This is a genomic window from Streptomyces sp. 3-6 (assembly GCF_056323165.1).
On the sequence record NZ_JBWHZP010000002.1, the window covers coordinates 397,802 to 418,974 of the forward strand.

21 protein-coding genes and 1 pseudogene are annotated in these 21,173 nt (G+C 69.0%); 12 read left to right on the plus strand and 10 right to left on the minus strand.

Features of this window, described 5'->3' with window-relative positions; translation table 11 throughout:
- The first annotated feature begins 11 nt into the window (after positions 1-11).
- The 3 genes from AC02VZ_RS05900 to AC02VZ_RS05910 are packed head-to-tail and all read left to right on the plus strand — an operon-like array spanning position 12 to position 3,546.
- A complete protein-coding gene (locus AC02VZ_RS05900) occupies positions 12-908 on the plus strand; it encodes an alpha/beta fold hydrolase (protein WP_432054863.1) in 897 nt (298 codons plus the stop codon).
- 11 nt (positions 909-919) lie between these two features.
- Entirely contained in the window at positions 920-2,233 is a 1,314-nt protein-coding gene (locus AC02VZ_RS05905; RefSeq protein ID WP_476474708.1) for a cytochrome P450 family protein, read from the plus strand.
- A 17-nt stretch (positions 2,234-2,250) separates the two neighbouring features.
- A complete protein-coding gene (locus tag AC02VZ_RS05910; protein WP_476474709.1) occupies positions 2,251-3,546 on the plus strand; it encodes an activator-dependent family glycosyltransferase in 1,296 nt (431 codons plus the stop codon).
- A gap of 88 nt (positions 3,547-3,634) precedes the next feature.
- Here the strand turns inward: AC02VZ_RS05910 and AC02VZ_RS05915 are convergent, their stop codons facing one another.
- The 3 genes from AC02VZ_RS05915 to AC02VZ_RS05925 all read right to left on the minus strand — a co-directional run bounded on the left by AC02VZ_RS05915 (position 3,635) and on the right by AC02VZ_RS05925 (position 8,058).
- On the minus strand, positions 3,635-5,932 hold the full coding sequence (locus tag AC02VZ_RS05915; protein WP_476474710.1) for an ATP-binding cassette domain-containing protein: 2,298 nt from the start codon (positions 5,930-5,932) through the stop codon (positions 3,635-3,637).
- A gap of 772 nt (positions 5,933-6,704) precedes the next feature.
- Positions 6,705-6,896, minus strand: coding sequence for a hypothetical protein (locus AC02VZ_RS05920; RefSeq protein ID WP_476474711.1), 192 nt, complete (start codon positions 6,894-6,896; stop codon positions 6,705-6,707).
- Positions 6,897-6,942: 46 nt separating this feature from the next.
- The gene (locus AC02VZ_RS05925; RefSeq protein WP_476474712.1) at positions 6,943-8,058 is read right to left on the minus strand and encodes a helix-turn-helix domain-containing protein; all 1,116 of its coding nucleotides are present in this window, start codon (positions 8,056-8,058) and stop codon (positions 6,943-6,945) included.
- Between the two features lie 263 nt (positions 8,059-8,321).
- On the opposite strand from AC02VZ_RS05925, the gene AC02VZ_RS05930 reads away from it, so the two are divergent.
- From AC02VZ_RS05930 to AC02VZ_RS05950, 5 genes are read left to right on the plus strand one after another with little or no spacing between them, the layout of a single operon-like run.
- Positions 8,322-9,209 (plus strand): AAA family ATPase, encoded by an 888-nt coding sequence (locus AC02VZ_RS05930; protein WP_476474713.1) that lies wholly within the window; start codon positions 8,322-8,324, stop codon positions 9,207-9,209.
- 19 nt (positions 9,210-9,228) lie between these two features.
- Positions 9,229-9,675 (plus strand): hypothetical protein, encoded by a 447-nt coding sequence (locus AC02VZ_RS05935; RefSeq protein WP_476474714.1) that lies wholly within the window; start codon positions 9,229-9,231, stop codon positions 9,673-9,675.
- Entirely contained in the window at positions 9,672-10,175 is a 504-nt protein-coding gene (locus tag AC02VZ_RS05940; protein WP_476474715.1) for a hypothetical protein, read from the plus strand. The genes AC02VZ_RS05935 and AC02VZ_RS05940 overlap by 4 nt, the downstream gene beginning before the upstream one ends.
- Before the next feature lie 24 nt (positions 10,176-10,199).
- The gene (locus AC02VZ_RS05945) at positions 10,200-11,066 is read left to right on the plus strand and encodes a CBASS oligonucleotide cyclase (RefSeq protein WP_476474716.1); all 867 of its coding nucleotides are present in this window, start codon (positions 10,200-10,202) and stop codon (positions 11,064-11,066) included.
- A complete protein-coding gene (locus tag AC02VZ_RS05950; RefSeq protein ID WP_476474717.1) occupies positions 11,063-12,031 on the plus strand; it encodes an S-4TM family putative pore-forming effector in 969 nt (322 codons plus the stop codon). The genes AC02VZ_RS05945 and AC02VZ_RS05950 overlap by 4 nt, the downstream gene beginning before the upstream one ends.
- 64 nt (positions 12,032-12,095) lie before the next feature.
- On the opposite strand, the gene AC02VZ_RS05955 is transcribed toward AC02VZ_RS05950, so the two are convergent.
- The 5 genes from AC02VZ_RS05955 to epsC form a co-directional block, all read right to left on the minus strand.
- Positions 12,096-12,773, minus strand: a complete 678-nt coding sequence (locus AC02VZ_RS05955; protein WP_476474718.1) for a hypothetical protein — start codon at positions 12,771-12,773, stop codon at positions 12,096-12,098.
- Between the two features lie 216 nt (positions 12,774-12,989).
- A complete protein-coding gene (locus tag AC02VZ_RS05960) occupies positions 12,990-13,340 on the minus strand; it encodes a cupin domain-containing protein (RefSeq protein WP_432058310.1) in 351 nt (116 codons plus the stop codon).
- 11 nt (positions 13,341-13,351) lie between these two features.
- Positions 13,352-14,197, minus strand: a complete 846-nt coding sequence (locus tag AC02VZ_RS05965) for a class I SAM-dependent methyltransferase (RefSeq protein WP_476474719.1) — start codon at positions 14,195-14,197, stop codon at positions 13,352-13,354.
- A gap of 244 nt (positions 14,198-14,441) precedes the next feature.
- Positions 14,442-15,380: a cysteine synthase A gene (cysK, locus tag AC02VZ_RS05970; RefSeq protein ID WP_476474720.1), complete on the minus strand. Its 939-nt coding sequence runs from the start codon at positions 15,378-15,380 to the stop codon at positions 14,442-14,444.
- Positions 15,377-15,964, minus strand: a complete 588-nt coding sequence (epsC, locus tag AC02VZ_RS05975; protein WP_476474721.1) for a serine O-acetyltransferase EpsC — start codon at positions 15,962-15,964, stop codon at positions 15,377-15,379. The genes cysK and epsC overlap by 4 nt, the downstream gene beginning before the upstream one ends.
- Positions 15,965-16,907: 943 nt before the next feature.
- Here epsC and AC02VZ_RS05980 point away from each other — a divergent pair.
- From AC02VZ_RS05980 to AC02VZ_RS05995, 4 genes and pseudogenes are all read left to right on the plus strand, one after another.
- On the plus strand, positions 16,908-17,213 hold the full coding sequence (locus AC02VZ_RS05980) for a FeoA family protein (protein WP_432058314.1): 306 nt from the start codon (positions 16,908-16,910) through the stop codon (positions 17,211-17,213).
- Positions 17,210-17,425: pseudogene (locus tag AC02VZ_RS05985) on the plus strand (FeoB small GTPase domain-containing protein); the annotation flags it as partial. The gene AC02VZ_RS05980 and the pseudogene AC02VZ_RS05985, both read left to right, overlap by 4 nt.
- The gene (feoB, locus tag AC02VZ_RS05990) at positions 17,376-19,157 is read left to right on the plus strand and encodes a ferrous iron transporter B (RefSeq protein ID WP_476474722.1); all 1,782 of its coding nucleotides are present in this window, start codon (positions 17,376-17,378) and stop codon (positions 19,155-19,157) included. The pseudogene AC02VZ_RS05985 and the gene feoB, both read left to right, overlap by 50 nt.
- A gap of 6 nt (positions 19,158-19,163) precedes the next feature.
- Positions 19,164-19,721, plus strand: coding sequence for a NifU family protein (locus AC02VZ_RS05995; RefSeq protein WP_476474723.1), 558 nt, complete (start codon positions 19,164-19,166; stop codon positions 19,719-19,721).
- Positions 19,722-20,335: 614 nt separating this feature from the next.
- Here the strand turns inward: AC02VZ_RS05995 and AC02VZ_RS06000 are convergent.
- Positions 20,336-20,491, minus strand: coding sequence for a hypothetical protein (locus tag AC02VZ_RS06000; protein ID WP_432058317.1), 156 nt, complete (start codon positions 20,489-20,491; stop codon positions 20,336-20,338).
- Between the two features lie 49 nt (positions 20,492-20,540).
- A complete protein-coding gene (locus AC02VZ_RS06005) occupies positions 20,541-21,170 on the minus strand; it encodes a vitamin K epoxide reductase family protein (protein WP_432058318.1) in 630 nt (209 codons plus the stop codon).
- Between the last annotated feature and the right edge of the window lie 3 nt (positions 21,171-21,173).

The following is a 21,173-nucleotide window of genomic DNA, read 5'->3' on the forward strand; positions in this document are numbered from 1 at the left end:
AGCCATCAGCAATGCCGACACGCATGATCACCAAGGACGAGGTGACCTTGTGGAGCGAAGGAATCGGCGATCCGGCCGACGCTCCGTTGCTCCTGATCGCCGGCGGCAACCTTTCGGCCAGGTCATGGCCGGACGAGTTCGTTGAACGCCTCGCCGCGGCCGGGCACTTCGTGATCCGCTACGACCACCGGGACACAGGGCGCTCCTCCCGGTGCGACTTCGCGCTCCACCCCTACGGCTTCGACGAGCTGGCCACCGACGCGCTGGCCGTCCTGGACGCCTGGCAGGTCCGCGCCGCCCATGTGGTGGGCATGTCGCTGGGCCATACCGTCGGCCAGTTGCTCGCCCTGGACGCTCCGGAGCGTCTCCTGACACTCACCGTGATGCTGGGGGGTGCGCTCGATGTCGACTTCGACGCCGACCTGGAGGCGGCGCTCAAAGGTGAGCCTTCCGTCAGCGGACTGCCGGTGCCCAGCCGACGGTTCCTCGACATGATGATGCTTCTTCAGCAGCCGGCCGGGACGGACGAGGAACTACTAGAGCGCCGGGTGGAGAAGTGGCGCCTGCTCAACGGGGAGGGAGTGCCTTTCGACTCCGACGAGTTCCGGCGCCGTGAACTCCTGGCCGCCGGTCACGCGGGAACGTTCGACGAGCCGATCGTGCACCACATGATCCCGCAGCCGCCGGTGTCGCGGGGGGCGGAGTTGGCCCGCATCACGACACCGGTACTGGCGATCCAGGCGATGTGCGACCCCGCGGCCCCGCCGCCGCACGCCCGGCACCTGGCCGACCGAATTCCCGGCGCCCGGGTCGTGGAGATCGAGAACATGGGGCACGCGCTGCCCCTCGCGGTCCACGAACCGCTGGCCGCCGCCATCTGCGCCCATACCCGGGCCGCGACCGTGTGAGGAGCATGACGATGCCCACACCCACGTCCGCGCCGCCGGCCGCCCCGACCAACAGCGAGCTGGGGCGCCATCTGCTGACCGTGCGCGGCTTCCACTTCGTCTTCGGCGCGCTGGGCGACCCCTATGCCCGGCGACTGCGCGGCGAAGCCGATCATCTGTCTCTCGGTGAACTGGTCCGCGACCGAGGTCCGCTCCACCGCAGTGCGCTGGGCACCTGGGTGACGGCGGACGGAGAAACATCGGCCGGCCTGCTGGACGATCCGCTGCTGGGCCCTCGGCACCCCGCCTCGGAAGGGCTGCAGGAGCACGTTCGGGACAACGTCTGGGAGACCTGGCGGACCTGCCACGTCACTCCGCTCGGTGAGGACCTGCTGACACCCTCCGCCGCCGACCGCGACCGTCTCGCAGCCCTGCTCGGTCCGGTCCTCGGGCCCCGTACGTGCGCCGCGTGGCGGGTGGACGCCGAGCGTGCGGTGCACCAGGTGCTGGACGGCCTGCCGCCGCACTTCGACCTGGTATCGGATCTCGCCCGGCCTGCGATCGCGGGCTCGCTCACCGCCGTCCTGGGTCTTCCGGACGCGACACGGGCGGAACTGCTGGACCTGCTGGTCGCCTGCGGCCCTGCGCTCGACTCCGTCCTGTGTCCGCCGCGCCTCCCGGTGGCCCGGGCGATGACGCAGGCGCTGCGCCGCGTCCGGGAGCTGATGGCGGCGGCCGTGGCCGACCACCTCATCGCACCGACGGACGGGGCGATGAGCGCCCTGCTGGCCGTGGGCCCCGGCGGACGCGATCCCGGGGACACCGTCATGGCGGCCTTGCTGAGCACGGTGGTCGGGGCCGAGACGGCGATCACCACCGTGGCGAACGCCGTCATGGCCCTGCTGCAGCACGACGAGCAATGGGCGCTGATGCGGGCCGATCCCGGCAGGGCGGCGGACGCGGTCGAGGAGACCCTCCGCTGGGCACCTCCTGTGACGCTCCGCAGCCTGATCACCCAGGCAGAGGTCCAGATCGGTGGCGAGACGCTGGAGGCGGACCAGCACGTGGTGGTGCTGGTCGACGCCGCCCAGCGGGACCCGGCGCTGTACGAGGATCCGGACCGATTCCGTCTCGACCGCCCCCGCGGTCCCGGCTTCACGCACATGGCGCTGACGGGCCGGGACCATCTGGGGCTGGTCGCTCCGCTCGTCCGCATGCAGTGCACCGCCGTCCTGCGGGCGGTGGCCGAACGGCTTCCCGGGCTGCGGGCCGAGGGCGAGCCGCTGGGGCGCGGGCGCTCACCTGTGGTCCGCGCCCCGCTCTCGCTGCGGCTGGCCCAGAAGTGACCCGGGGAGGATGACACATGAAGGTGCTCGTGACGGCGTTCGCCATGGACGCGCACTTCAATGGTGTGGTGCCCCTTGCCTGGGCGCTGCGGGCGGCCGGACACGACGTCCGGGTGGCGAGCCAGCCCGCTCTCACCGACAGCATCACCCGTGCGGGACTCACGGCTGTACCGGTGGGTACGGACCACCAGGTGCAGGCGGCGATGGGGGCCATGGCGCCCGGCGTGTTCGCGCTGCACCGGAACTCCGACTACCTGGAGAACCGGCCGGAGCTGCTCGACCTGGAGTTCCTCGAAGCGTCCACGTCGATGCTGACGGCGGCGTTCTACGCCCAGATCAACAATGACTCCATGATCGACGAGTTGGTGGACTTCGCCGATTGGTGGCGGCCGGACCTGGTCGTCTGGGAGCCCTTCACCTTCGCCGGCGCGGTGGCCGCCCAGGTGACCGGCGCGGCGCAGGCCCGCCTGCTGTGGGGCCCGGACCTCTTCCTACGGGTGCACGACCGGTTCCAGCAGGCGCTGCACGAGGTGCCGGCCGAGCACCGGGACGACGCCCTGGAGGAGTGGCTGACGTGGACGCTGGAGCGGCACGGCGCGGCCTTCGGACCCGAGGTGATCAGCGGTCACTGGACGATCGACCAGATGCCGCCGAGCGTGCGGTTCGCCACGGACCGCCCGACGGTGCCCATGCGGTTCGTCCCGTACAACGGCCCGGTCCCGGCAGTGGTGCCGCCGTGGCTCCGGGAGGACCCGGGACGCCCGAGGGTCCTGCTCACCCAGGGCATCACGGAGCGCTCGACGGGCTTCACCGGGCTGCCCCGGGTCGGTGAGCTGCTGGCCTCGATCGCGGAGCTGGACGCCGAGGTGGTCGCCACGGTCAAGGCCGAGGAGCGCGAGGTCCTGCCGCCCCTGCCCGGGAACGTGCGGGTGGTGGACAGTCTGTCCCTGCACGTCGTCCTGCCGAGCTGTGAGGTCGTCGTGCACCACGGCGGCGCCGGAACCTGGGCGACGGCGGCCCTGCACGGGGTGCCTCAGCTCGCCCTCGCCTGGCAGTGGGACGACGTCTTCCGGGCCGGGCAGCTGGAAAAGCTGGGCGCGGGGATCTTCCTCCCGCCGCACGGTGAGGGCGCCTCGGCCGACCGGGTCAGGGACAGGCTGGCTCAGATACTGGCCGAGCCGTCCTTCCGGCAGGGCGCCGCGCGGATCCGCGCGGAGATGCTGCGGACCCCGGCACCCGGTGCGGTGGTGCCGACGCTGGAACAGCTGACGGCCCGGCACCGTGTGTCGGCCGGGCAGCGTGTCCGGCGCTGAGCCCTGTCCGGTGACCTCTGGTCCCGGGGCCGCGGCGTTCCCGGGGACGGGCACGTACGGGAACGCCGGTCGGCCCTCGGGGCGAGGATCAGCGCCTGGCGCGATGACCGGTCGTCTCGGAACCGGCGTCGGCCAGGGACGCGGCGAGGAACCGACCCGTGACCGAGTGCTCGGCCTTCGCCAGGTCGGCGGGGGTGCCCTCGAAGATCACCCGGCCGCCCTCGCTGCCGCCCCCGGGACCGAGGTCGACGACCCAGTCCGCGTGCTTGACGACGTCGAGATTGTGCTCGATGACGATGACCGAGTTGCCCTTCTCGACCAGGTCGTCGACCAGGTGGACGAGGCTGTCGACGTCGGACATGTGGAGCCCGGTGGTGGGCTCGTCCATGACGTAGACGCTGCCCTTCTTCCCGAGCTCCGTGGCGAGCTTGATGCGCTGGCACTCGCCGCCGGAGAGCGTGTTCAGCGGCTGGCCGAGCTGGAGATAGCCGAGGCCGACCCGGTTGATGGAACGGAGGGTCGTGGCAACCTTGGGTTCGGTGAAGAACTCGGCCGCCTCGGCGGCGCTCATCGACAGTACGTCGTGGATGTTCTGCCCGCGCAGGGTCAGACGCAGGACGTCTTCGGTGAAACGCATCCCCGCGCACACCTCGCAGGTCGTGATCATCGGATCCATGAAGGCGAGGTCGGTGTAGATGATGCCGTGTCCCTGGCAGGTGGGGCAGGCGCCCTCGGAGTTGAAGCTGAACAGTGAGGGGCTGACCTGGTTCTCGCGGGCGAACAGCCTGCGGATCTCATCCATGATGCCGGTGTAGGTCGCCGGGTTCGAACGCCGGTTGGTGGTGACCGCGGACTGGTCGATGACGACCGCCGAGGGGTGTTGCCGCAACAGCACGTCGTGAATGAGCGTGCTCTTGCCGGAGCCGGCCGGCCCGGTGACGGCGGTCAGTACGCCGAGCGGAATCCGTACGCTGATGTCCTTGAGGTTGTGGGCCCGGGCTCCCGTCACCTCCAGGTGCCCCCTGGCCTCGCGGAACCGGTCCTTGATCGGGGTGATCCTGCGGAGGTACCGTCCCGTCGGCGTGTCCGCCTCGGTGAGGCCCCGGACGTCGCCCTGGTAGACGATCTCGCCTCCGTGGCGCCCGGCCCCGGGCCCGATGTCGATGACGTGTTCAGCCATCTCGATGATGTCGCGGTCGTGCTCGACCACCAGCACCGTGTTGCCCTTCCCGGCCAGTTCCATCAGGAGCCGGCTGAGCCGCTGCACGTCGCTGGGGTGCAGGCCGATCGTGGGCTCGTCGAAGATGTAGACCATGTCGACGAGCGAACTGTTGAGGTGCCGCACCATCTTGATGCGCTGCGACTCGCCGCCGGAGAGCGTGGACGTCTCGCGGTTGAGGCTGAGATATCCCAGCCCCAGTTCGACGAGGTGCTGGAGCCGCTCGATCAGACTGGCCGTCAGAGTGGAGACGGACGACCCGTCGACCTTCTTGACGGCGTCCATCAAGTCGGCGATCTCCAGGGCGGCGAGTTCGGCGATGTTCCGGCCGTTGATGCGGCACCCGAGCGCCTGCCGGCTGAGCCGCTGCCCCTGACAGGTGTCGCAGGGCCCCCGGGTGACGACTCGCTCCAGTGCCACCCGGTTCTTGGCGCTCATCTCGTCCGGCTCCTTGCGCAGGTAGAGCCGGTTGAACTTGTCCATCAGCCCTTCGTACTTGGAGTTGATCTTTCCGCCCTGCCACTCCAGAGCGATGGACCCCTGGGTCCCGTACAGGAACGCCTGCCACTCGCTCTCGGTGTAGTCACGGAGCTTCTTGTCGTTGTCGAAAAGGCCGGAATTGGCGTACAGCTTCCAGAACCACCCCCCCACATTGAAGGCGGGGTGCCGGATGGCGCCCTCGTTCAGCGACTTGGACCTGTCGAGCAGCTTGTCGAGGTCGACCTGCACCCGGTGGCCAAGGCCCTCGCAATCGGGGCACATTCCGGAGGGGTCATTGAACGAGAAGGCGTTCGAATGGCCGATCCAGGGCTTGCCCACCCGGGAATAGAGCAGCCGGAGCAACGCGTAGATGTCGGTGATCGTCCCGACGGTGGACCGCGCGTTCCCCCCGATCCGCTTCTGATCGATGATCACCGCAGTCGAGAGGTTCGCGATGTCGTCCACGTCGGGCTGGCCGTACTTGGGCAGGCGGTTGCGCACGAACGCGGTGAACGTCTCGTTGAGCTGCCGCTGGGATTCCGCCGCGATGGTGTCGAACACCAAGGACGACTTTCCGGATCCAGATACCCCCGTGAAGACGGTGACCATGTGTTTCGGCACCTCCACGGAGATGCCCTTGAGGTTGTTCTCACGGGCACCGATGATCTGAATAGCCTTCTGCTGCATGAGCGTCCTCACATCGACGGAAGCGAGCGGCCTCTCACGCTAGCGGCGATTGAGGTCAGATCCCGGCCGCAATGTCGACCAAGCCCGTCCCGGACGGCGCGATGGGACAGCGGACCGGTTGTGTTCCGTGACGCAGGGCCGGGGACGTCACCGGAATGCGCGGCGCGTTCCGGGTCAGGGCTCACGTGTCGATCGACGTACGCCGGAGGTCGGTCTCGATCCGTGAGGCCGTCGGCCTTGTCCGGCAGGAGCGGCCACGGACGCATCGACCAGCCGGCTCCCCCCGGGCTGCGTGAGATGCCCGTGAGACGTGAGAGGGCCTGGGGCGTGAGCGAGACACCACCGAACACCCTGCAATACCGCTTTGACGGGCCGGAAGACGCACCGGTCCTGATCCTGGGTCCCTCACTGGGTACCACATGGCACAGGTTGTAGAGACCGTCTATGGGCGTCCACGCCAGTCCATGGTGTGTGCGTTGTAGCAGGTCAGGGCATCGCCGTCCGGGGGCGTCGGTGTAGTTGGTGACAGACGCGTGATAGCGCCGGTGATAGACCGAGGCCCACCGGGGAGCAACCATTGGCGGGGCCTCTGCCCGGAGCCGTGAGACGAAGCCTCACCGGAGCGCTCCGGTGAGGCTTCGCCGTGAGATCGGCTGCGCTGGGCGCGCACGATGCGCTCGGCGCCACATGCGGTCGCGTTCCTGTGACGCTTTCGAGGCACCTCATTTGCGATCGCACCCGCCCAACCGTCCGGATTAGGAATCCGTGCCCCTCACGGCGCGCCTTGGTCGGACGTGGCTGGAGCGTGGACGGCAGGATCGCCTTCAGCTACGCGGATCTGCACCTCCAGCAGGGCGTTGTCCTCCCACTGGTTAATCGTTTGCAGCCGACGAAGCGAGCCGAGTTCGTAGTCAAGGACCAAGTCCGGTTCGTTGAAGCACATCGGCGTTGAAGCGACCACCACTTCGGCCTCGATGGCCTCGGGGCATTGAGTGGTCGGGTGAGGTAGATCAGAACTCCACGCGGGGTCGTTCGCTGATATCCCGACTGAGCAGGGTTCGAACGTCGGCTTCCGGAAGGCCGGAACGATTGATGAAATCGGCGAATGAGATACCCGTTGTTTCCATAAGTTCTAGTGCGCGCTGCAGGAGTACGGGGGCCTCTGGGTTTCCCAGCGGGCCTGGCTCTACTTTTCTCCACCCTCGAACGGACAACGCTTTCCATCCTTGAGCGTAGGTGTGTTCGCTCATGACGCCGAGCGTTTTTGCCCTGACCAAAAGGGCGGCTAGTGAGACATGCCATTTTGCCTTCAAGCGGAGAAATGCGGGCCAGTCGAGCCGCTCCGGAAGTTCGGATCTGACGTCGTCGGCTGGCATGAGGAACGCGGCAGCGAACTCGTGGGCTTGACTCTCAGTGACCTTGTCGCCAATTTTTCCAGAGTGGCCATGCAAGACCAGATGTCCTAGTTCGTGGGCCGCGTCGAAGCGGGAGCGGTCGCGCAGGCCCTTGTCGGCCCCCAGGGCAATAACGGGCCTGTCAGGGAAGTCGACACAGAATGCATCAACTTTTTCGACACCGACACGGAAGCGGACGACCACAACTCCGTTCATTTCCAGTAGTCGCACAACATCTTGAACTGGACCGCGTGGGACGTTCCAGTGGTTACGGACTTGGGCTGCCGCTTGTTCGATATCGGCGGACCGAAGGGGCTGTCCTTCGTCGATTGGGACGCGCGGCAGGTTGAGTTCGGGCAATGCGACGTGCTTTTCGAGCTCAAGCGTGATTTCCCGTGCGAGGTGCACGTAGGCGAGAGCTTGTTGACGATCTCGGGGAGAGGTGGATCGAAGACTGCGGAAGAACCCGTTGACCTGATCCTGCGCAGGGGGGCGGGCCGGAGCGGCGAAGAACGAGGGCGGCACCCGCAACGCGACCGCGAGCCGGCGAAGCGTCGATGTGGCGGGCTTGGTGTGTCCGTTCTCGAACTGACTGATCGAAGCCGCAGTGACGGCGCCGACCTCGCGGGCTAGCTGTACCTGGGTGAGCCCACGGAGTTCGCGTGCCATTCGCAGTCTGGCGCGATCGAACAGGGCTGCGATGTCGCCAGGGTCCAGTTGCGGGTCGTTCACGTCGCTCGTCTCCGGGCCAGTCGATGTCCACCGATCAGCGGACGAATCTCGATCTTGAATGTTCCGCTCGTATCTTAGGCATGCCTTTGTTACCGGACGGTCAAATCACGCGGCTTCCAGCAGACACGCCCGAGTGAAGTGTGTCGAGTTGCATCTCCGCCACATGGTGTACTCTCCCTGAAGCACGGAAGATCATGTTCAGATCTGAGGTAACCCATCAAGCGTGGGGGGACGGAGCTGAGGGGATGAGGGTTCAGGAGTGCGTGCTGGCGGATGAGGTGATCACCGCCGACTCGGCGGAGACCGCGCTGTGGGACGCCATCGTGGTGCCGGAAGAGATCAAGGAGCGGCTGCGCAACCAGACTGTGTTGTCGCTGCTCGTGCGACCTGACCTGCCGTTCGCGGTGACGGCGTTGCACGGCTTGTGCACGCTCTACGGCCCTCCCGGCACCGGCAAGACCACCCTGGCACGGGGCCTGCCGGCACAGGTCGCCCGCTATGTCCCCGGAGGCGCGGTCAGGCGGATCGAGATCAACCCGCACGGGCTGATGAGTGCCGAACACGGGCAGTCGCAGCAGCGGGTCAGCGAGTTGCTCGGCGAGTACGTGCCGGGTCTCGCGTCGGACGGCGTGCCGACCGTGGTGATCCTTGACGAGGTCGAATCGATGGCGGTCGCCCGCTCGGCGGCTTCACTGGCCGCCAACCCGGCCGATGTCCACCGCGCCACCGACGCCGTGCTCACTGCCTTGGATCTCAACGCCACCGAGCACCCGCATCTGTTCTTCGTCGCGACCAGCAACTTCACCACCGCCCTGGACGAGGCGTTCCTCTCCCGCTCCGACGCCGCTATCCTCGTCCCGCTTCCCGAGCCGGAGGCACTGCGGAGGATCCTGGCCTCCACACTGCTGACGCTGGCCGACAAGTACCCGGCCTTGGGCGCGCTGGCGCGCTCCTCGGCGATGGACCGCATCGCCGAAGCGGCTCACGGGCTGGACGGTCGCCGTACGCGCAAGGTGGTCTTCGAAGCTCTGGCTCAGCGGCTGGACACGGTGCTGGACCCCGGCAGCCTCACCGAAGACGACCTGGCCGCCGCAGTGCGCAACGCGGTCGCGGAGACGGGCGAGCCGGAGGTGTCCCGTGCGGCGCTCTAGGCAGGTGGCGGCCTCTCCCGTGCGCAGTGCCAGCGGAACCTGGGCGGTGATCATGGACCTCGTGGCGGATACCGTGGCCCAGTCCTCCACGCTGTCCCGCGACGAGGCAGTGCAGGCAATGTCGGCTGCCGAGGCGGTCGGGCGGATGCTGATCGCGGCAGATCACCTTCAGCGGCACCCGATCACCCTGGTCGCCGGCAAGGTGCACTGCGAGATAACGACCGTGTCCGGCATTGCGGCGCTGACGCTGGAGGAGAACCTCAACCCTGTCCCCGGCGCGACGGGCGCAGACGACTTTATGATCTACCTGCCATCCCCGGCCCCGTTCCAGGAGCAGGTGAAGGCAGCCGCTGACGGTCACGCCCGGTTGTCCGACGCTGTCCCGCCCGCTCCAGAGACGAAGGCTGCCCACTCCGGTCCGCTGATCGATCGTGAGGCTCTGCGACGGGCGGTGACTCAGCGATGACCTCCACCTACACCTACAGCTACACCCGTGCACACACCGCCACGCACCTGACCGACGTCATCCTCGGCACCATCACCGGCATCCTCGCCGACCTGAAGATCAGCGTGGACCCGCTGAGCCGGAACTGGGTGCAGAACGAGAACGCGATCAAGGCGTGGATCGAGGAGGGTAGCCTCGACGCGGTTGTCCTGGAGTGCCACCAGCCCTCAGGCGCCGTGGCACCAGTGATCGAGTTCCCGGTGTCCTACACCACCTCCGGCGATGGCAACGCCGAGTTCACCGCATCCCGTGCCCGAGCCGCCCGGTTCCGGGCCAAGCTCGACCGGGTGCCCACGGGCACCACTTACCGGCTGTTCTGCACCTTCAACGGGCCCCGCACTCCACAACCAGGTTGGGGCCCCGGCCAGCGGGCGAGTACCGACGGCTTGAGCGGCATCACCTTCGGCACCCTCGGCTCCGCCCCGCACGCCTCGACCGGTATGCGGTATTACCACAGCTGAGACGACGAGTAGGAGCACACCGCCATGGGATACATCGACGACGCTTTCGCCAACCTCAAGCACAACCTGGAGATCACCCCGACCGAGCAGAAGTTGGCGAAGGCACGGCACGAGGCCATCCGCGACTTCGTCCGGTCGCACTGGGACCTCGCCGACGACTTCCTCACCGGCAGCTATCGGCGCGACACCAAGACGAAGAAGCTCAAGGACATCGACATCTTCGTGGTCCTCGACGCCGACGGCTCCCAGGCCGGCTTCCGTGATCAGGCTCCCATCCAAGTGATCAACGCGCTGGAGACCCTGCTTCGTCAGAAGTGGAGCTCCGCCGCCCGCGACGGCATGGCCATCGTGATCCCCTACGGCCCCGACGACGAGGTCATGTCGATCGATGTAGTCCCCGCCTTCAAGCGAGACGACGGCGGCTACTACATTCCCAATCCCTCGGCAGGCGACTGGATCGCGACCAATCCCAAGCGCCATCACGAGCTGAGCATCGCCAAGAACGCCGACTGTGAAGGCAAGTACGTCCCCTTCGTCAAGATGGTCAAGGGCATCAACCGCGAACTCGGCGAGCCCGTTTCGCCCTCCTTCCTGCTGGAGGTCATGGCTCAGGCACTGGTGAAGCCGCCGATCGGGCGCTATCAGGACGAGATCGTGCTGTTTCTGGCTACCGCCGCCGAACGCATCGGTGACGAGTGGCCCGACCCCGCCGGCCTGGGCGGTAACGTCAACGCCGTCATGAACGCGACCCAGAAGCTCGCCGCGGCCAACGCGCTTAACCAGGCCCGCGCCATCGCGGAACGGGCGGTTGACCTGGAGGACGAGGAGCAGGAACGCGCCGCCTACGACGAGTGGAAGAAGCTGTTCGGGAACCGGATGACCAGGCCATGAACCTCTCTACCGACCCCGGCGGCATCCATGGGATCCCGCCTCGGGCCATCCACGAGCGGCAGCTCGACGACGACATGCTGCTCCTCCAGCGCGCCGCGTCGGCAAGCCACCAACGCGGCCAGCTCCTCGAAGCCGTGCGCGTTACCGCCGCTGTCGTGCTCGCCGCCGCCGGTGTCCTGATCACGCTGCTCGGTCACGGCCGGACAGCCGTCTCGATCGTCGGGTTCTTCTGGTTCGTCGTCTCCGCGTTCCTGCTCAAGGGCCTCGCCGGGAACACCGCCCGCAAGGGCGCCCTGCTCCAAGAGATGTTCGACACCGCCCTGTTCCACTTGCCGTGGCGCGTCACCGTTGCAGGCGACCCCATCCCCGAACCCGACGTCCGCCGTCTCGCGCGCAAGCTCCCCCGAGGCAGCGCGAAGGACAAGCGCATCACCGACGGCTGGTACGACCCCACCAACGGCGTCCACCACCCCTACGACGTGTTCATCGCACAGGAACAGAACCTCGCCTGGGACGCCCGCCTCCGCCGCCGCTACAGCTACCTCATCGCTACCGCCGCGATCCTGTGGGCCACCATCGGCCTTGTCGCCGGCCTAGTGGTTGCGGATGCGTCTCTGGGCGACACGCTTCTCAGCTTCTTTGTGCCGTCCTTGGCGGCTTATCAGATCGCTTATGAGATCTGGTCCGGCCAACGCAAGGTGGCCGACGAACGCGACCGACTCACCAAGGTCGTCAACACCGAGCTACACAACGGGCGCCCCGGCCCCGTCCCCGACGACGAATGGCACCGCCTACGGAACGTCGCACGGGACGTACAGGACGGCGTACTCCGCACCCGTCTGGACACCACCCGAGTACCCGAGTGGTTCTACACACGCTTCCGCGACGACGACGAACGCGACTTCGGCGACACCGCAAAAGGCCACCGTCTCCGTCTCGCCCAAAGTACCCCGCCACCGACATAGTGTGCGGAGTCGTCCAGGATCGCTTCCTGCGGGAACGGCGGACGCAAGGCGCGACCGGACTGGTCTACTGCTGGGCGATGGCCGCGCGAATCCGGTGGTCGACGCGGAGGTCGTGCACCAGGTGACCGAAGTACGTCACGCACTCTGGATGCTGTCGCAGCATCGCCGCCACCGAGCTGGCGGCGTCCGCGCTCAGGGTCGTCCACCAGGAGAAGACCTCGGCCTGGCCGCTTTGGTCGTCCAGGAGAGGGATCCATTCGAACGCGCCACCGCAGCACGCTTCCAGGAGATCGAGTTCCCTCAGTCGGGCCGCCTCCTCGGCGATACCGGCCAGCCACTTGACGGTGGCGTCGAGTTCCTCGAAACCGTGGGAGACGTCGGAACCGAAGAGTGTCGCCATCGCGGACACGACCTCGACCGCGCGAGCGGCGTCGGCCAGCAGATCCGTCATGATCGAGGCGACGGGAATTTTGATCAGCACGTCGAAGTAGAGAGCCGTGTCGTCGGGATGCGTAGCGGCCAGCGTCAGGAGGTCGGTCCCCGCTCCCGTCGACCTGGCGAGCAGTTCCCGCTGAAGGTGCTCGCCGCGTAGGGCAACGGGCTCCGTTGGCGCGTCCAGCTCATGTGCGACGAAGTCGAGGAAGGCGGACACCGTGGCCGGGCGTCGCTCCGGGTCCCTCTGGGTCGCCTCCCGGACGATCGCACGCCAGGGGCCCGACTTGGGGAGCAACGGGACGTTCACAAGGGGCGTCTCGCCCGCCGCGGTGTGCTTTCGAGGAGTGCTTCGGCTCCCCCGGACATCATCGTTGCGCAGTTCACCACGCAGCACGCCGCCCAAGTCCGGGGGACCGACCTGTGCGACGTCCTGCCACCCACGGTGGCAACGGCGCTGACGCGCTGCGACGGCGGCCCTCCAGCCGTGGCCCAAACGATTGGAGGCCCGCCAGGGCAGCGGCGGTCAGGCCGCGGAAGGAACCGTTGACCCGGACGGCGCCGGGGTGGGCAGCATGGTCAGCAGCATGACGCTCGGCTCGGTGGCGCGCACGGTGTGCGGAAGCCGCGCCGGCAGGTGGATCCAGCTCCCCGGCGTCGCCTCAGTCTTGTCCTCGCCCATGACGAGGTCGAGGCGGCCGCTCACGACCTGGATGACCACGGGGAGCGCGGAGGTGTGCTCGGTCAGTTCCTGGCCGGCGGCGAAAGCGAAGCCGACCACGCGCAGCCGGTCGTCGCGGTACAGGACGCGGCTCAGCGTGCCGTCTTCGGGAACGGTCAGTTCGGCGGCCAGGTCGGTGATCACGGTGGCTGTCATGGGGTACTTCCTCAGTGTTCGGTCGGGGTGGGGACGGCGATCAGGCTGATCGCGCCGAGGTGGGTGCGATGGCGGTGGAAGACGCGGCGCATGTGCAGCACGCGGCGCAGGGCGGCCGGGTCCCGCAGTGCGCGGCCGGTGATGCGCAGGGCGGGCAGCAGACCTTCGTCGGCGATGAGCCGGCGTGGCTCGAGCAGCGCCATCGGTGCTGTTCTGTGGGCGGTGACGGTGAAGCCCTCCTCCGCGAGGAGTTCACACCAGCCGGTGGGTGCCAGGGGGCGAGCGCCGACGTGGATGGCCTCCCCGAGGTCAGCGGTGATCCGGTCGGCGAGGGCCGGGTCGAGATCGTCGGGCAGCAGACACAGTTCGTGGATGGCGTACCGGCCGGTGGAGTCGTCGAGAAGACGGCGTGCTTCCCGTACGACGCGCCGCTTGGCCGGTTCCGGCTGCATCGTCAGCATCGCCTCGCCGTACACGACCGTGGCGCCGCCGTCCGGCAGCCCGGTGTCCGCGGCGTCCGAGCGCACGGCCCGCACCACGGTCGGGCCGGGGGTGGCGAGAGCGCTGAGCGCGGCCACGGCGGCCGGGTCGCGGTCGACGGCGGTGTAGGCGGCCGGGTGGCGGGTGAGGGTCAGCCGGGCTGTGGCTCCGAGGCCGGCGGCCAGTTCCACCACCCGCTCTTCCGGGTCCACGCCCAGGGTGTCGAGCATCCACCGGGTCAGCTCCACACCGCCGGGGCGCAGCACCCGTTTGCCCAGGCGGGCCAGCAGCCAGTGGCCGGGCATGCGGGCGGCGGGCAGTCCGTCGCCGGGGAGGGGAATGTGCGTCTGCGGGGCCCCTGGGGCCGTCGATGCCATGTTCGTGCCTCGCTCTCTGCCTGTACCGCTGTCACTTAGGTGAACCTAACTCCGTGTGGTGGCCGGGTGCGGGGGCCGAAGGTCCCGGCTGGGGGCCAGTGGGCCCCACGGCGGGGAGGCGTCGGCACGCTCAGGCATCGGTCCGGACGAGCAGCGGGATCACCCCGTAGCAGGGCGGCGAGAGAGCGGGCTCCTTATGATCCGTGCGGTTCAGCGTGCCTACCACGCCGGTTCTGCGGTCCCTCTACGCCTCGTGAAACAGGTCCGTGCTGAGGTAGCGCTCCCCGGTGTCGGGTAGGACGACGACGATCAGGGCTCCCTCGTGCCGGGGGAGGTGGGCGAGGGTGGTGGCTGCGTGGAGGGCGGCTCCGCCGGAGACTCCGGCGAGGACGCCCTCGGTGCGGGCCAGGCGGCGGGCCTGCGTCTGGGCGTCGGTCAGGGAGACGCGGCAGATGGTGTCGTAGACGTCGGTGTCGAGGAGGTCGGGGACGAAGCCGGCGCCGAGACCCTGGATGCGGTGCGGGCCGGGGGAGCCGCCGGACAGGACGGCCGACTTCGCCGGTTCGACTGCTACCACGGTGATGTCGGGGTTCTTCTCCTTGAGGACCTGTCCTACGCCGGTGACGGTGCCGCCGGTGCCGACGCCGGCCACCAGAACGTCGACCTGTCCGGCGGTGTCCTGCCAGATCTCCTGTGCGGTGGTGCGCCGGTGGGCGTCGGGGTTGGCCGGGTTGCGGAACTGCTGCGGCATGAACCAGCCGTGGCGCTCGGCCAGTTCGGTGGCCCGGGCGACAGCGCCGGTCATACCCTCGGCGGCCGGGGTGAGGATCAGTTCCGCGCCGTAGGCGCGCAGCAGGGCGCGCCGCTCGGTGCTCATGCTCTCGGGCATGGTGAAAGTGACCTGGTAGCCCAGGGCTGCCGCCACCATCGCCAGGCCGATGCCGGTGTTGCTGCTAGTGGGTTCGATGAGGCGGGTGCCGGGCCGGAGCGCGCCGGCGGCCTGGGCGTCCTCGATCATCGCGAGAGCGATGCGGTCCTTGACGCTGCCGCCAGGGTTGGCGGACTCCAGCTTGGCGACCAGGCGCGCGGGCAGGTCCGCGCCGTAGCGGTGCAGCGCCACCAGAGGAGTGCGGCCTATCAGCGCCGTGATCGAGGGCGCGATCGAGGGGTGTATCGCCGTCATGTCGGTCTTTCCTTCTCGTCTGCGGAAGTGAGGATCCTGGCGTTGGTCACCGTTGCTGTGCCGTGAGGGCGGGCAGCGGGGGCCGCCTGTGGGGCGTGGACGCGGGCGTGGGCGGGGACGTCGCGCAGGACGAGGGCATGCGCGCCGATGATCGTGTCGTGGTCGACGTGGACCGGGCCGAGCACGGTGGCGCCGACGCCGAGGACGACCCGGTCGCCGACGGTGGGATGCCGCTTGGCGGCCTTCGTGTCGGTCCACCAGCCGGTACCGCCCAGGGTGACGCGGTGGTACAGCATCACGTCGTCGCCAAGGACGGCGGTCTCGCCGATGACCACGCCCATGCCGTGGTCGATGAAGCGGCGCCGGCCGATGACCGCACCCGGGTGGATCTCGATGTCGGTCAACGCGCGGGCGAGCTGGGACAGCAGCCGGGGCAGCAGCGGCACACCGAGGCGGTACAGCCGGTGGGTGACCCGGTGGGTCCAGATCGCCCACAGGCCGGGATACAGCAGAACCTCGACCACGTGGACACCGTGCAGGGTGGGGTCCTTGCGGCAGGCCGTCCGGAGGTCTTCGAAGATCATGTGCGTCTTCCTGTGGGCTGGTCGCGGCATGGAGCCGGTGGGCGTGGCCGCGGGCACACCGGGCTCGACGGGGAACCGACGGGGGTCTGTCACCGCCATGACGGGCGCACGGGTGCACGGGTGCCGACCGGCGGTCGGTGCAGACCTCCGCAGACCGGAGCGGCCTCAAGACGCAGAGGGAAACGAGGGGACATCCTCCGCGTCGGGGGTGCAGGACGGGCAGTTGAACGCGGGGAACCGACATCGCGCCGATCCCTGCCGCGCAACGAGTCGACGCGCCCTCTCGTCCCGGGCTTTTGAAGCCGCCGCACTGGTGCCGATGTCCATGGCAGTGAATCTACGGTCCGCTCCCGGTGCGGCGCCCGGTCCGAAGCGCCTGGTGTGGGTGGGCCGTACGGCCCGGACCGCAACCCGTGACCCGGGGCCAACAGGCCCCGGCAAAGGGCTGTTCGGCCCGAGCGAACCCTTCTGCGATCCGGTGATGCTCATTCCCGGGATCGAACGGGAGGGAGCCACGGACCACCGCCTCCAATCTGCCGGCTGCACGTTCTCCATACAGAGGCCGCAGTTGGAGGCGGTGTCCTCCCCGCTCGGTCACCGTCCGGCCGCCTGCCACACCCGTCCCGGGCGGCCGGACGAGCCCTCGGCAGGCGCGGCGGCGCTGCGGAGTGCCGTGTTCGCCCGCGCTGGTGCAGCCTTCCCCTGTCGCACCGGCGCCACCGAGAGTGTCCTTAACCCGCCGTCTACCGGTGCCTGGCACGCGCTTGCCCCTCGGGGGACGGCTCCTCGCTGTGGGCCGACTGGGCCGAACTGATGGGGCCGAGAGGCCCATGCCTCAGGGCCGCGAGCCCCAGGCCCTGGCTAGATAGGTAAGGCTAACTTCACCTCGTTGGTGGTCTTTCGCTGGGCGGATTCGCTCGGCGCGATGGGGTTGGAGAGACACATGAGTGGCACTGATGGGGTGTTCGAGGAAACGGACGGCCGGGGGACCACCGTCATCGACACCCCGCCGCGCTCGTTGGCGGACCTGGCTCCCGGCGCCTGTGCCAGGGTGATCGGGGTCGTCGCCGACGGGGAGCCCGCCGTTGTCCGCCGGCTGCACGACCTCGGATTCACCCCTGGCACGGTCGTGGAGGTGGTACGCCGGGCACCACTGCGTGAACCCGTCCTCTATCGGGTCAGGGACTACGAGGTGTGCCTGCGCCGGGCGCAGGCACAGTGCGTGCACGTCAGCGGGGCGGAGCGGTGAGCACGGGCTGCCACGACGCCGGCGGCGCCGACGCGGCTCTGCCCCAGGCGCCGAGGATCGCCCTGGTCGGCGCCCCCAACTCGGGCAAGACCAGCATCTTCAACGCCCTTACGGGCCTGCGTGCCAAGACCGGTAACTACCCTGGCATGACCGTCTCCCGCTATGTCGGGACAGCCCGAACGGACCGCCACCGCCACCTGGTCGAGGATCTGCCGGGCACCTACAGCCTGGAGCCGATCAGCCCCGACGAGCAGATCACCGTCGACGGGCTGGACGGCCGACAAGGTGCCGACCGGCCGGTACGCGCTGCTGCTGGTGGTGGACGCCACCACCTTGCGGCGCTCCCTGGGGTTCGTTGCCCAGGTCCTGGCCCGCGGGCTGCCGGTCTGTGCGGTGGTGACTTTCACCGACGAACTGGCCCGCAGACAGGGCCGATTGGATATCGACGCGTTCGCTCAGGCGCTCGGCGTGCTGGTGCTGCCCGTGGTCGGCCACCGTGGGCTGGGCATCGCGCAGCTGCGTGAGCAGCTCACCACCTGGCGTACGTGGCCCGCCCCGGTCGTGGCTCCGCCCACCGAGGTGGGTGAGCGGGATGCCTGGGCGGAATCGGTTCTGGCTTTCGCCGGCTACCGGCCCCCGGAGCGTCACCGGATCACCCAGCGCGTGGATGGGGTGCTGCTGCATCCGGTGTGGGGAACGGCGGTGTTCTTCGCGGTGATGATGCTGTTCTTCCAGACCGTCTTCACCCTGGCCGCCCCGCTGCAGGGCTGGGTGGAGACGCTGTTCGCGTGGCTGTCGGACCAGGTGGACGCCCATGTCGGCCAGCCGTGGCTGTCCGGACTGCTGGGCGACGCCCTGATCGGCGGGGTCGGCGGCGTGCTGGTGTTCGTCCCGCAGATCGTGCTGCTGTTCCTGCTCCTGGCCCTGCTGGAGGGGGTCGGTTACCTGGCGCGGGCGGCCTTCCTGATGGACCGGGTGGTGGCCCGCTTCGGCCTGGAGGGACGCGCCTTCGTGGCACTGCTGTCGTCGTTCGCCTGCGCGATTCCCGGCATCATGGCCACCCGCACGCTCCCCTCGGCCAAGGACCGCCTGGCCACGATGATGGCTGCCCCGCTGATGACCTGCTCAGCCCGGCTGCCGGTCTACGTGCTGCTCATCGGCCTGCTGGTCGATCCGGCCGCGAAGGCAGGCCCGTTCGGCGCGCAGGGCCTGGTCATGTTCGGCCTGTACCTGCTGGGCGCCGTCTCGGCGATGCTGGCCGCCTGGGGGTTCAAGAAGCTCGGAGACCGCCACGGCCGCCCGGTGCCGTTCTTCATGGAGTTGCCGCCCTACCGGCTGCCCGCCCCGCGCGCGGTGATGGTGGCGATGTGGTCCTCCGCTCGCGCCTTCCTGCGCAAGTGCTCGACCGTCATCGTCGCCACCAGCGTCGTGCTGTGGCTGCTGCTGAACCTGCCGCTGCACACGGACGCGCAGCTGAGTGTGGCCGGTGTCGACAGCACCGACTCCGTCGCCGTGTCCGCCTACACCGTCGACCACAGTTACGCCGCCGGGCTCGGCCAGCTGGTCGCGCCCGTCTTTGACCCGCTTGGCTTCGACTGGCGCATCAACGTCGGTGTGCTGTCGGCCCAGGGCGCCCGGGAGACCTTCGTCGCCACCCTCGGACAGGTGGCCGCCGCGGAAGATCCCGAACGGCCGGAACAGGCGTTGGCGGCCATGACGTACCCCGACGGGCCCCACGCCGGGGAGGCGGTGTTCACCGCGCCCACCATCGCCGCACTGCTGGTCTACTTCGTGTACGCGCTGCAGTGCATGGCCACGGTGGCGGTCCTGCGTCGGGAGACCGGTACCTGGAGATGGCCGGCGATCGCCTTTGCGTATCTGACGGTCCTGGCCTGGCTGATGGCCTACCTGGCCCGGACGGTCACCATCCTGCTGGGCGGGTGAGCCACCGTGACGACGACCCCTCTGCACCCACAGCCGGTACCCGGCCGGCCCGACCGGCTGCGCTGGATCATCCCCGCCGGAATCCTCACCGGCACCGGCCCGCTCGCCGAGGTGCCCGCGCCGTTGGCCGCCCTGCTGACCGACGGCACCCTTGCCCGGATCATGGCGGAAGGCGCAGCCGTCGTCACCTGCCTCGGCCCGGACCGCACCTGGCCTGCGGAAGGCGCCCGGGTGCGCAGCGCACTGCACGCCGCCCTCGACCAACCCGCCGGATGGGTCCCGGTCGCCGGCACCGTCGATGTCGATGACACGCTGCTCTACGACGTGGCACGAGAGGTACTCGCCGGGGAGGTGGGCGACTTCGCCCGATCCCACGGCGGCGTCATCGACCTCGTCGACGTTCACGAGGGCATCGTCACCGTCCGCCTCGGCGGCGCCTGCCACGGCTGCCCCGCCTCCTGGATCACGCTCCACCAGCGCCTGGAACGCCACCTGCGGCGACGCCATCCCGGCCTGCGGGAAGTCCGCAACGCCGTCTCACTGGTGAGCCCGTTCGGTCGATAGTACGTCTCCCACCAGGCGTCCCCCTGACCGAGCCCGGTCTGCTGCTCGTCGAAGGCGGACCGGGGGCGGGCAGGGGCACCGCCGCCGAAGGAAGGCACGAGCACCGACCCCGACTGGTGCGTCACCCGCCGCCAGGCAGATGGCCGCCCCGGAGGCCGACGACAGCACACCGGGTAACCGTGTGCCCCTGCGCTCCTGACCGGGCAGAGAATGGCAGGGCCTGGGACGCAGGGACGTGGGTGTGCCTGGCCTGCGGGTAGAACTTGTCATGCGGCCCCGCCTCCGGGGCCCTGGTGGGACTTGGCCGTCCCCGGGCGGCCAAGTCCCCGAGCGTGTGGTTCACAGCTGTGATGGTGACGAGTGCGCCTGGAGACTGGTCCTTGCCCGTCCGGCTGTGGCGCCGTCGGGCGGGAAGGCGGCCATGGCGTCAGCTGTCGCCATGGCCGCGCAGCATCGCGGGGCCGTTGAAGTCCCGCGGCACTGCGTGCGTCCGGTTCTTCAGGGCCACCGGTATCGTCCGGTGTCGGTCGCGTGGCCGGGCACGTCGGCTGCAGGGACGGCTGTGGCCGTCACGTCCGCCGTCCGGCGTGCGAGGGTGTGCAGCAGCGGTGCGGTCAGGGTGAGGAGGCCGGAGACGGCTGCGAGGGGACTGGCCGGCAGGCCGACCAGGTGTCTGTCTGACGCCAGTTGAGCGAGCCCCGGTCGACTTCGAGGTCGATGCCCAGCTCGGCCTTCACCGCAACGGTCCATTCCCTCAGTACGTCGTCCATGATCGTTCTTCTTTCCTTCACGGAACTGTGCGCGCCTTGACCGGAGCGCTCAGGTCCCCTGCAGCAGGCTGCTCCAGTACGACCAGAAGCGGGTGAGGACGAGCAGTGCGATCACTCCGTACCAGGCGGCGAGCAGCATCCAGTGCGCGTCCCGGACGACCTCCAGCACACCCCGGGGCACGGAAACGATTCCCCGTTCCAGACAGTGCAGGGTCAGGTACCAGAACAGGCCGATGGTGGCGACCCAGACGACGGCGCAGTAGGGGCAGAGTTTGCCCAGCTCGTAGAGCGACTGCCCGATCAGCCAGTGCACGAACACCACCCCCGCCAACGCCCCGGTGTCCAGCCCGAGCCACAGCCGGCGGTGCAGGCGCGCCCCGGAGAGCACGGCGACACCGAGGGCGGTCACGGTGGCGAACGCTCCCAGGCCGAGCAGCATGTTGGGGAAGCCGAACAGGCTGCCCTGCTCGCTGGACATGACGCTGCCGCAGCTGACGACGGGGCTGATGTTGCACGGTGGTTGGTAGGACGGGTCCTTGAGGAGCCGCCAGTCGTCCACGGTGAGCTGGAAGGACGCGAGCCAGCCGACGATCCCGGTCAGGACCATCACCCATCCCGTCCGGTGGCTCGCGCCCACGGCGTACGCGGGCCGGGCGGGCGCGGCGTCCGGTGCGAGCACGGG

What these genes read in the sequence shown, in the direction of transcription:
- AC02VZ_RS05940 (WP_476474715.1), top strand. Translation starts at nt 9,672, where the DNA reads ATGACCTCCACCTACACCTACAGCTACACCCGTGCACACACCGCCACG.
- AC02VZ_RS05980 (WP_432058314.1), top strand. Translation starts at nt 16,908, where the DNA reads ATGAGTGGCACTGATGGGGTGTTCGAGGAAACGGACGGCCGGGGGACC.
- AC02VZ_RS06000 (WP_432058317.1), bottom strand. Translation starts at nt 20,491, where the DNA reads ATGGACGACGTACTGAGGGAATGGACCGTTGCGGTGAAGGCCGAGCTG.
- cysK (WP_476474720.1), bottom strand. Translation starts at nt 15,380, where the DNA reads ATGACGGCGATACACCCCTCGATCGCGCCCTCGATCACGGCGCTGATA.
- epsC (WP_476474721.1), bottom strand. Translation starts at nt 15,964, where the DNA reads ATGATCTTCGAAGACCTCCGGACGGCCTGCCGCAAGGACCCCACCCTG.
- AC02VZ_RS05905 (WP_476474708.1), top strand. Translation starts at nt 920, where the DNA reads ATGCCCACACCCACGTCCGCGCCGCCGGCCGCCCCGACCAACAGCGAG.
- AC02VZ_RS05910 (WP_476474709.1), top strand. Translation starts at nt 2,251, where the DNA reads ATGAAGGTGCTCGTGACGGCGTTCGCCATGGACGCGCACTTCAATGGT.
- feoB (WP_476474722.1), top strand. Translation starts at nt 17,376, where the DNA reads ATGTCGGGACAGCCCGAACGGACCGCCACCGCCACCTGGTCGAGGATC.
- AC02VZ_RS05900 (WP_432054863.1), top strand. Translation starts at nt 12, where the DNA reads ATGCCGACACGCATGATCACCAAGGACGAGGTGACCTTGTGGAGCGAA.
- AC02VZ_RS05950 (WP_476474717.1), top strand. Translation starts at nt 11,063, where the DNA reads ATGAACCTCTCTACCGACCCCGGCGGCATCCATGGGATCCCGCCTCGG.
- AC02VZ_RS05960 (WP_432058310.1), bottom strand. Translation starts at nt 13,340, where the DNA reads ATGACAGCCACCGTGATCACCGACCTGGCCGCCGAACTGACCGTTCCC.
- AC02VZ_RS05915 (WP_476474710.1), bottom strand. Translation starts at nt 5,932, where the DNA reads ATGCAGCAGAAGGCTATTCAGATCATCGGTGCCCGTGAGAACAACCTC.
- AC02VZ_RS05945 (WP_476474716.1), top strand. Translation starts at nt 10,200, where the DNA reads ATGGGATACATCGACGACGCTTTCGCCAACCTCAAGCACAACCTGGAG.
- AC02VZ_RS05965 (WP_476474719.1), bottom strand. Translation starts at nt 14,197, where the DNA reads ATGGCATCGACGGCCCCAGGGGCCCCGCAGACGCACATTCCCCTCCCC.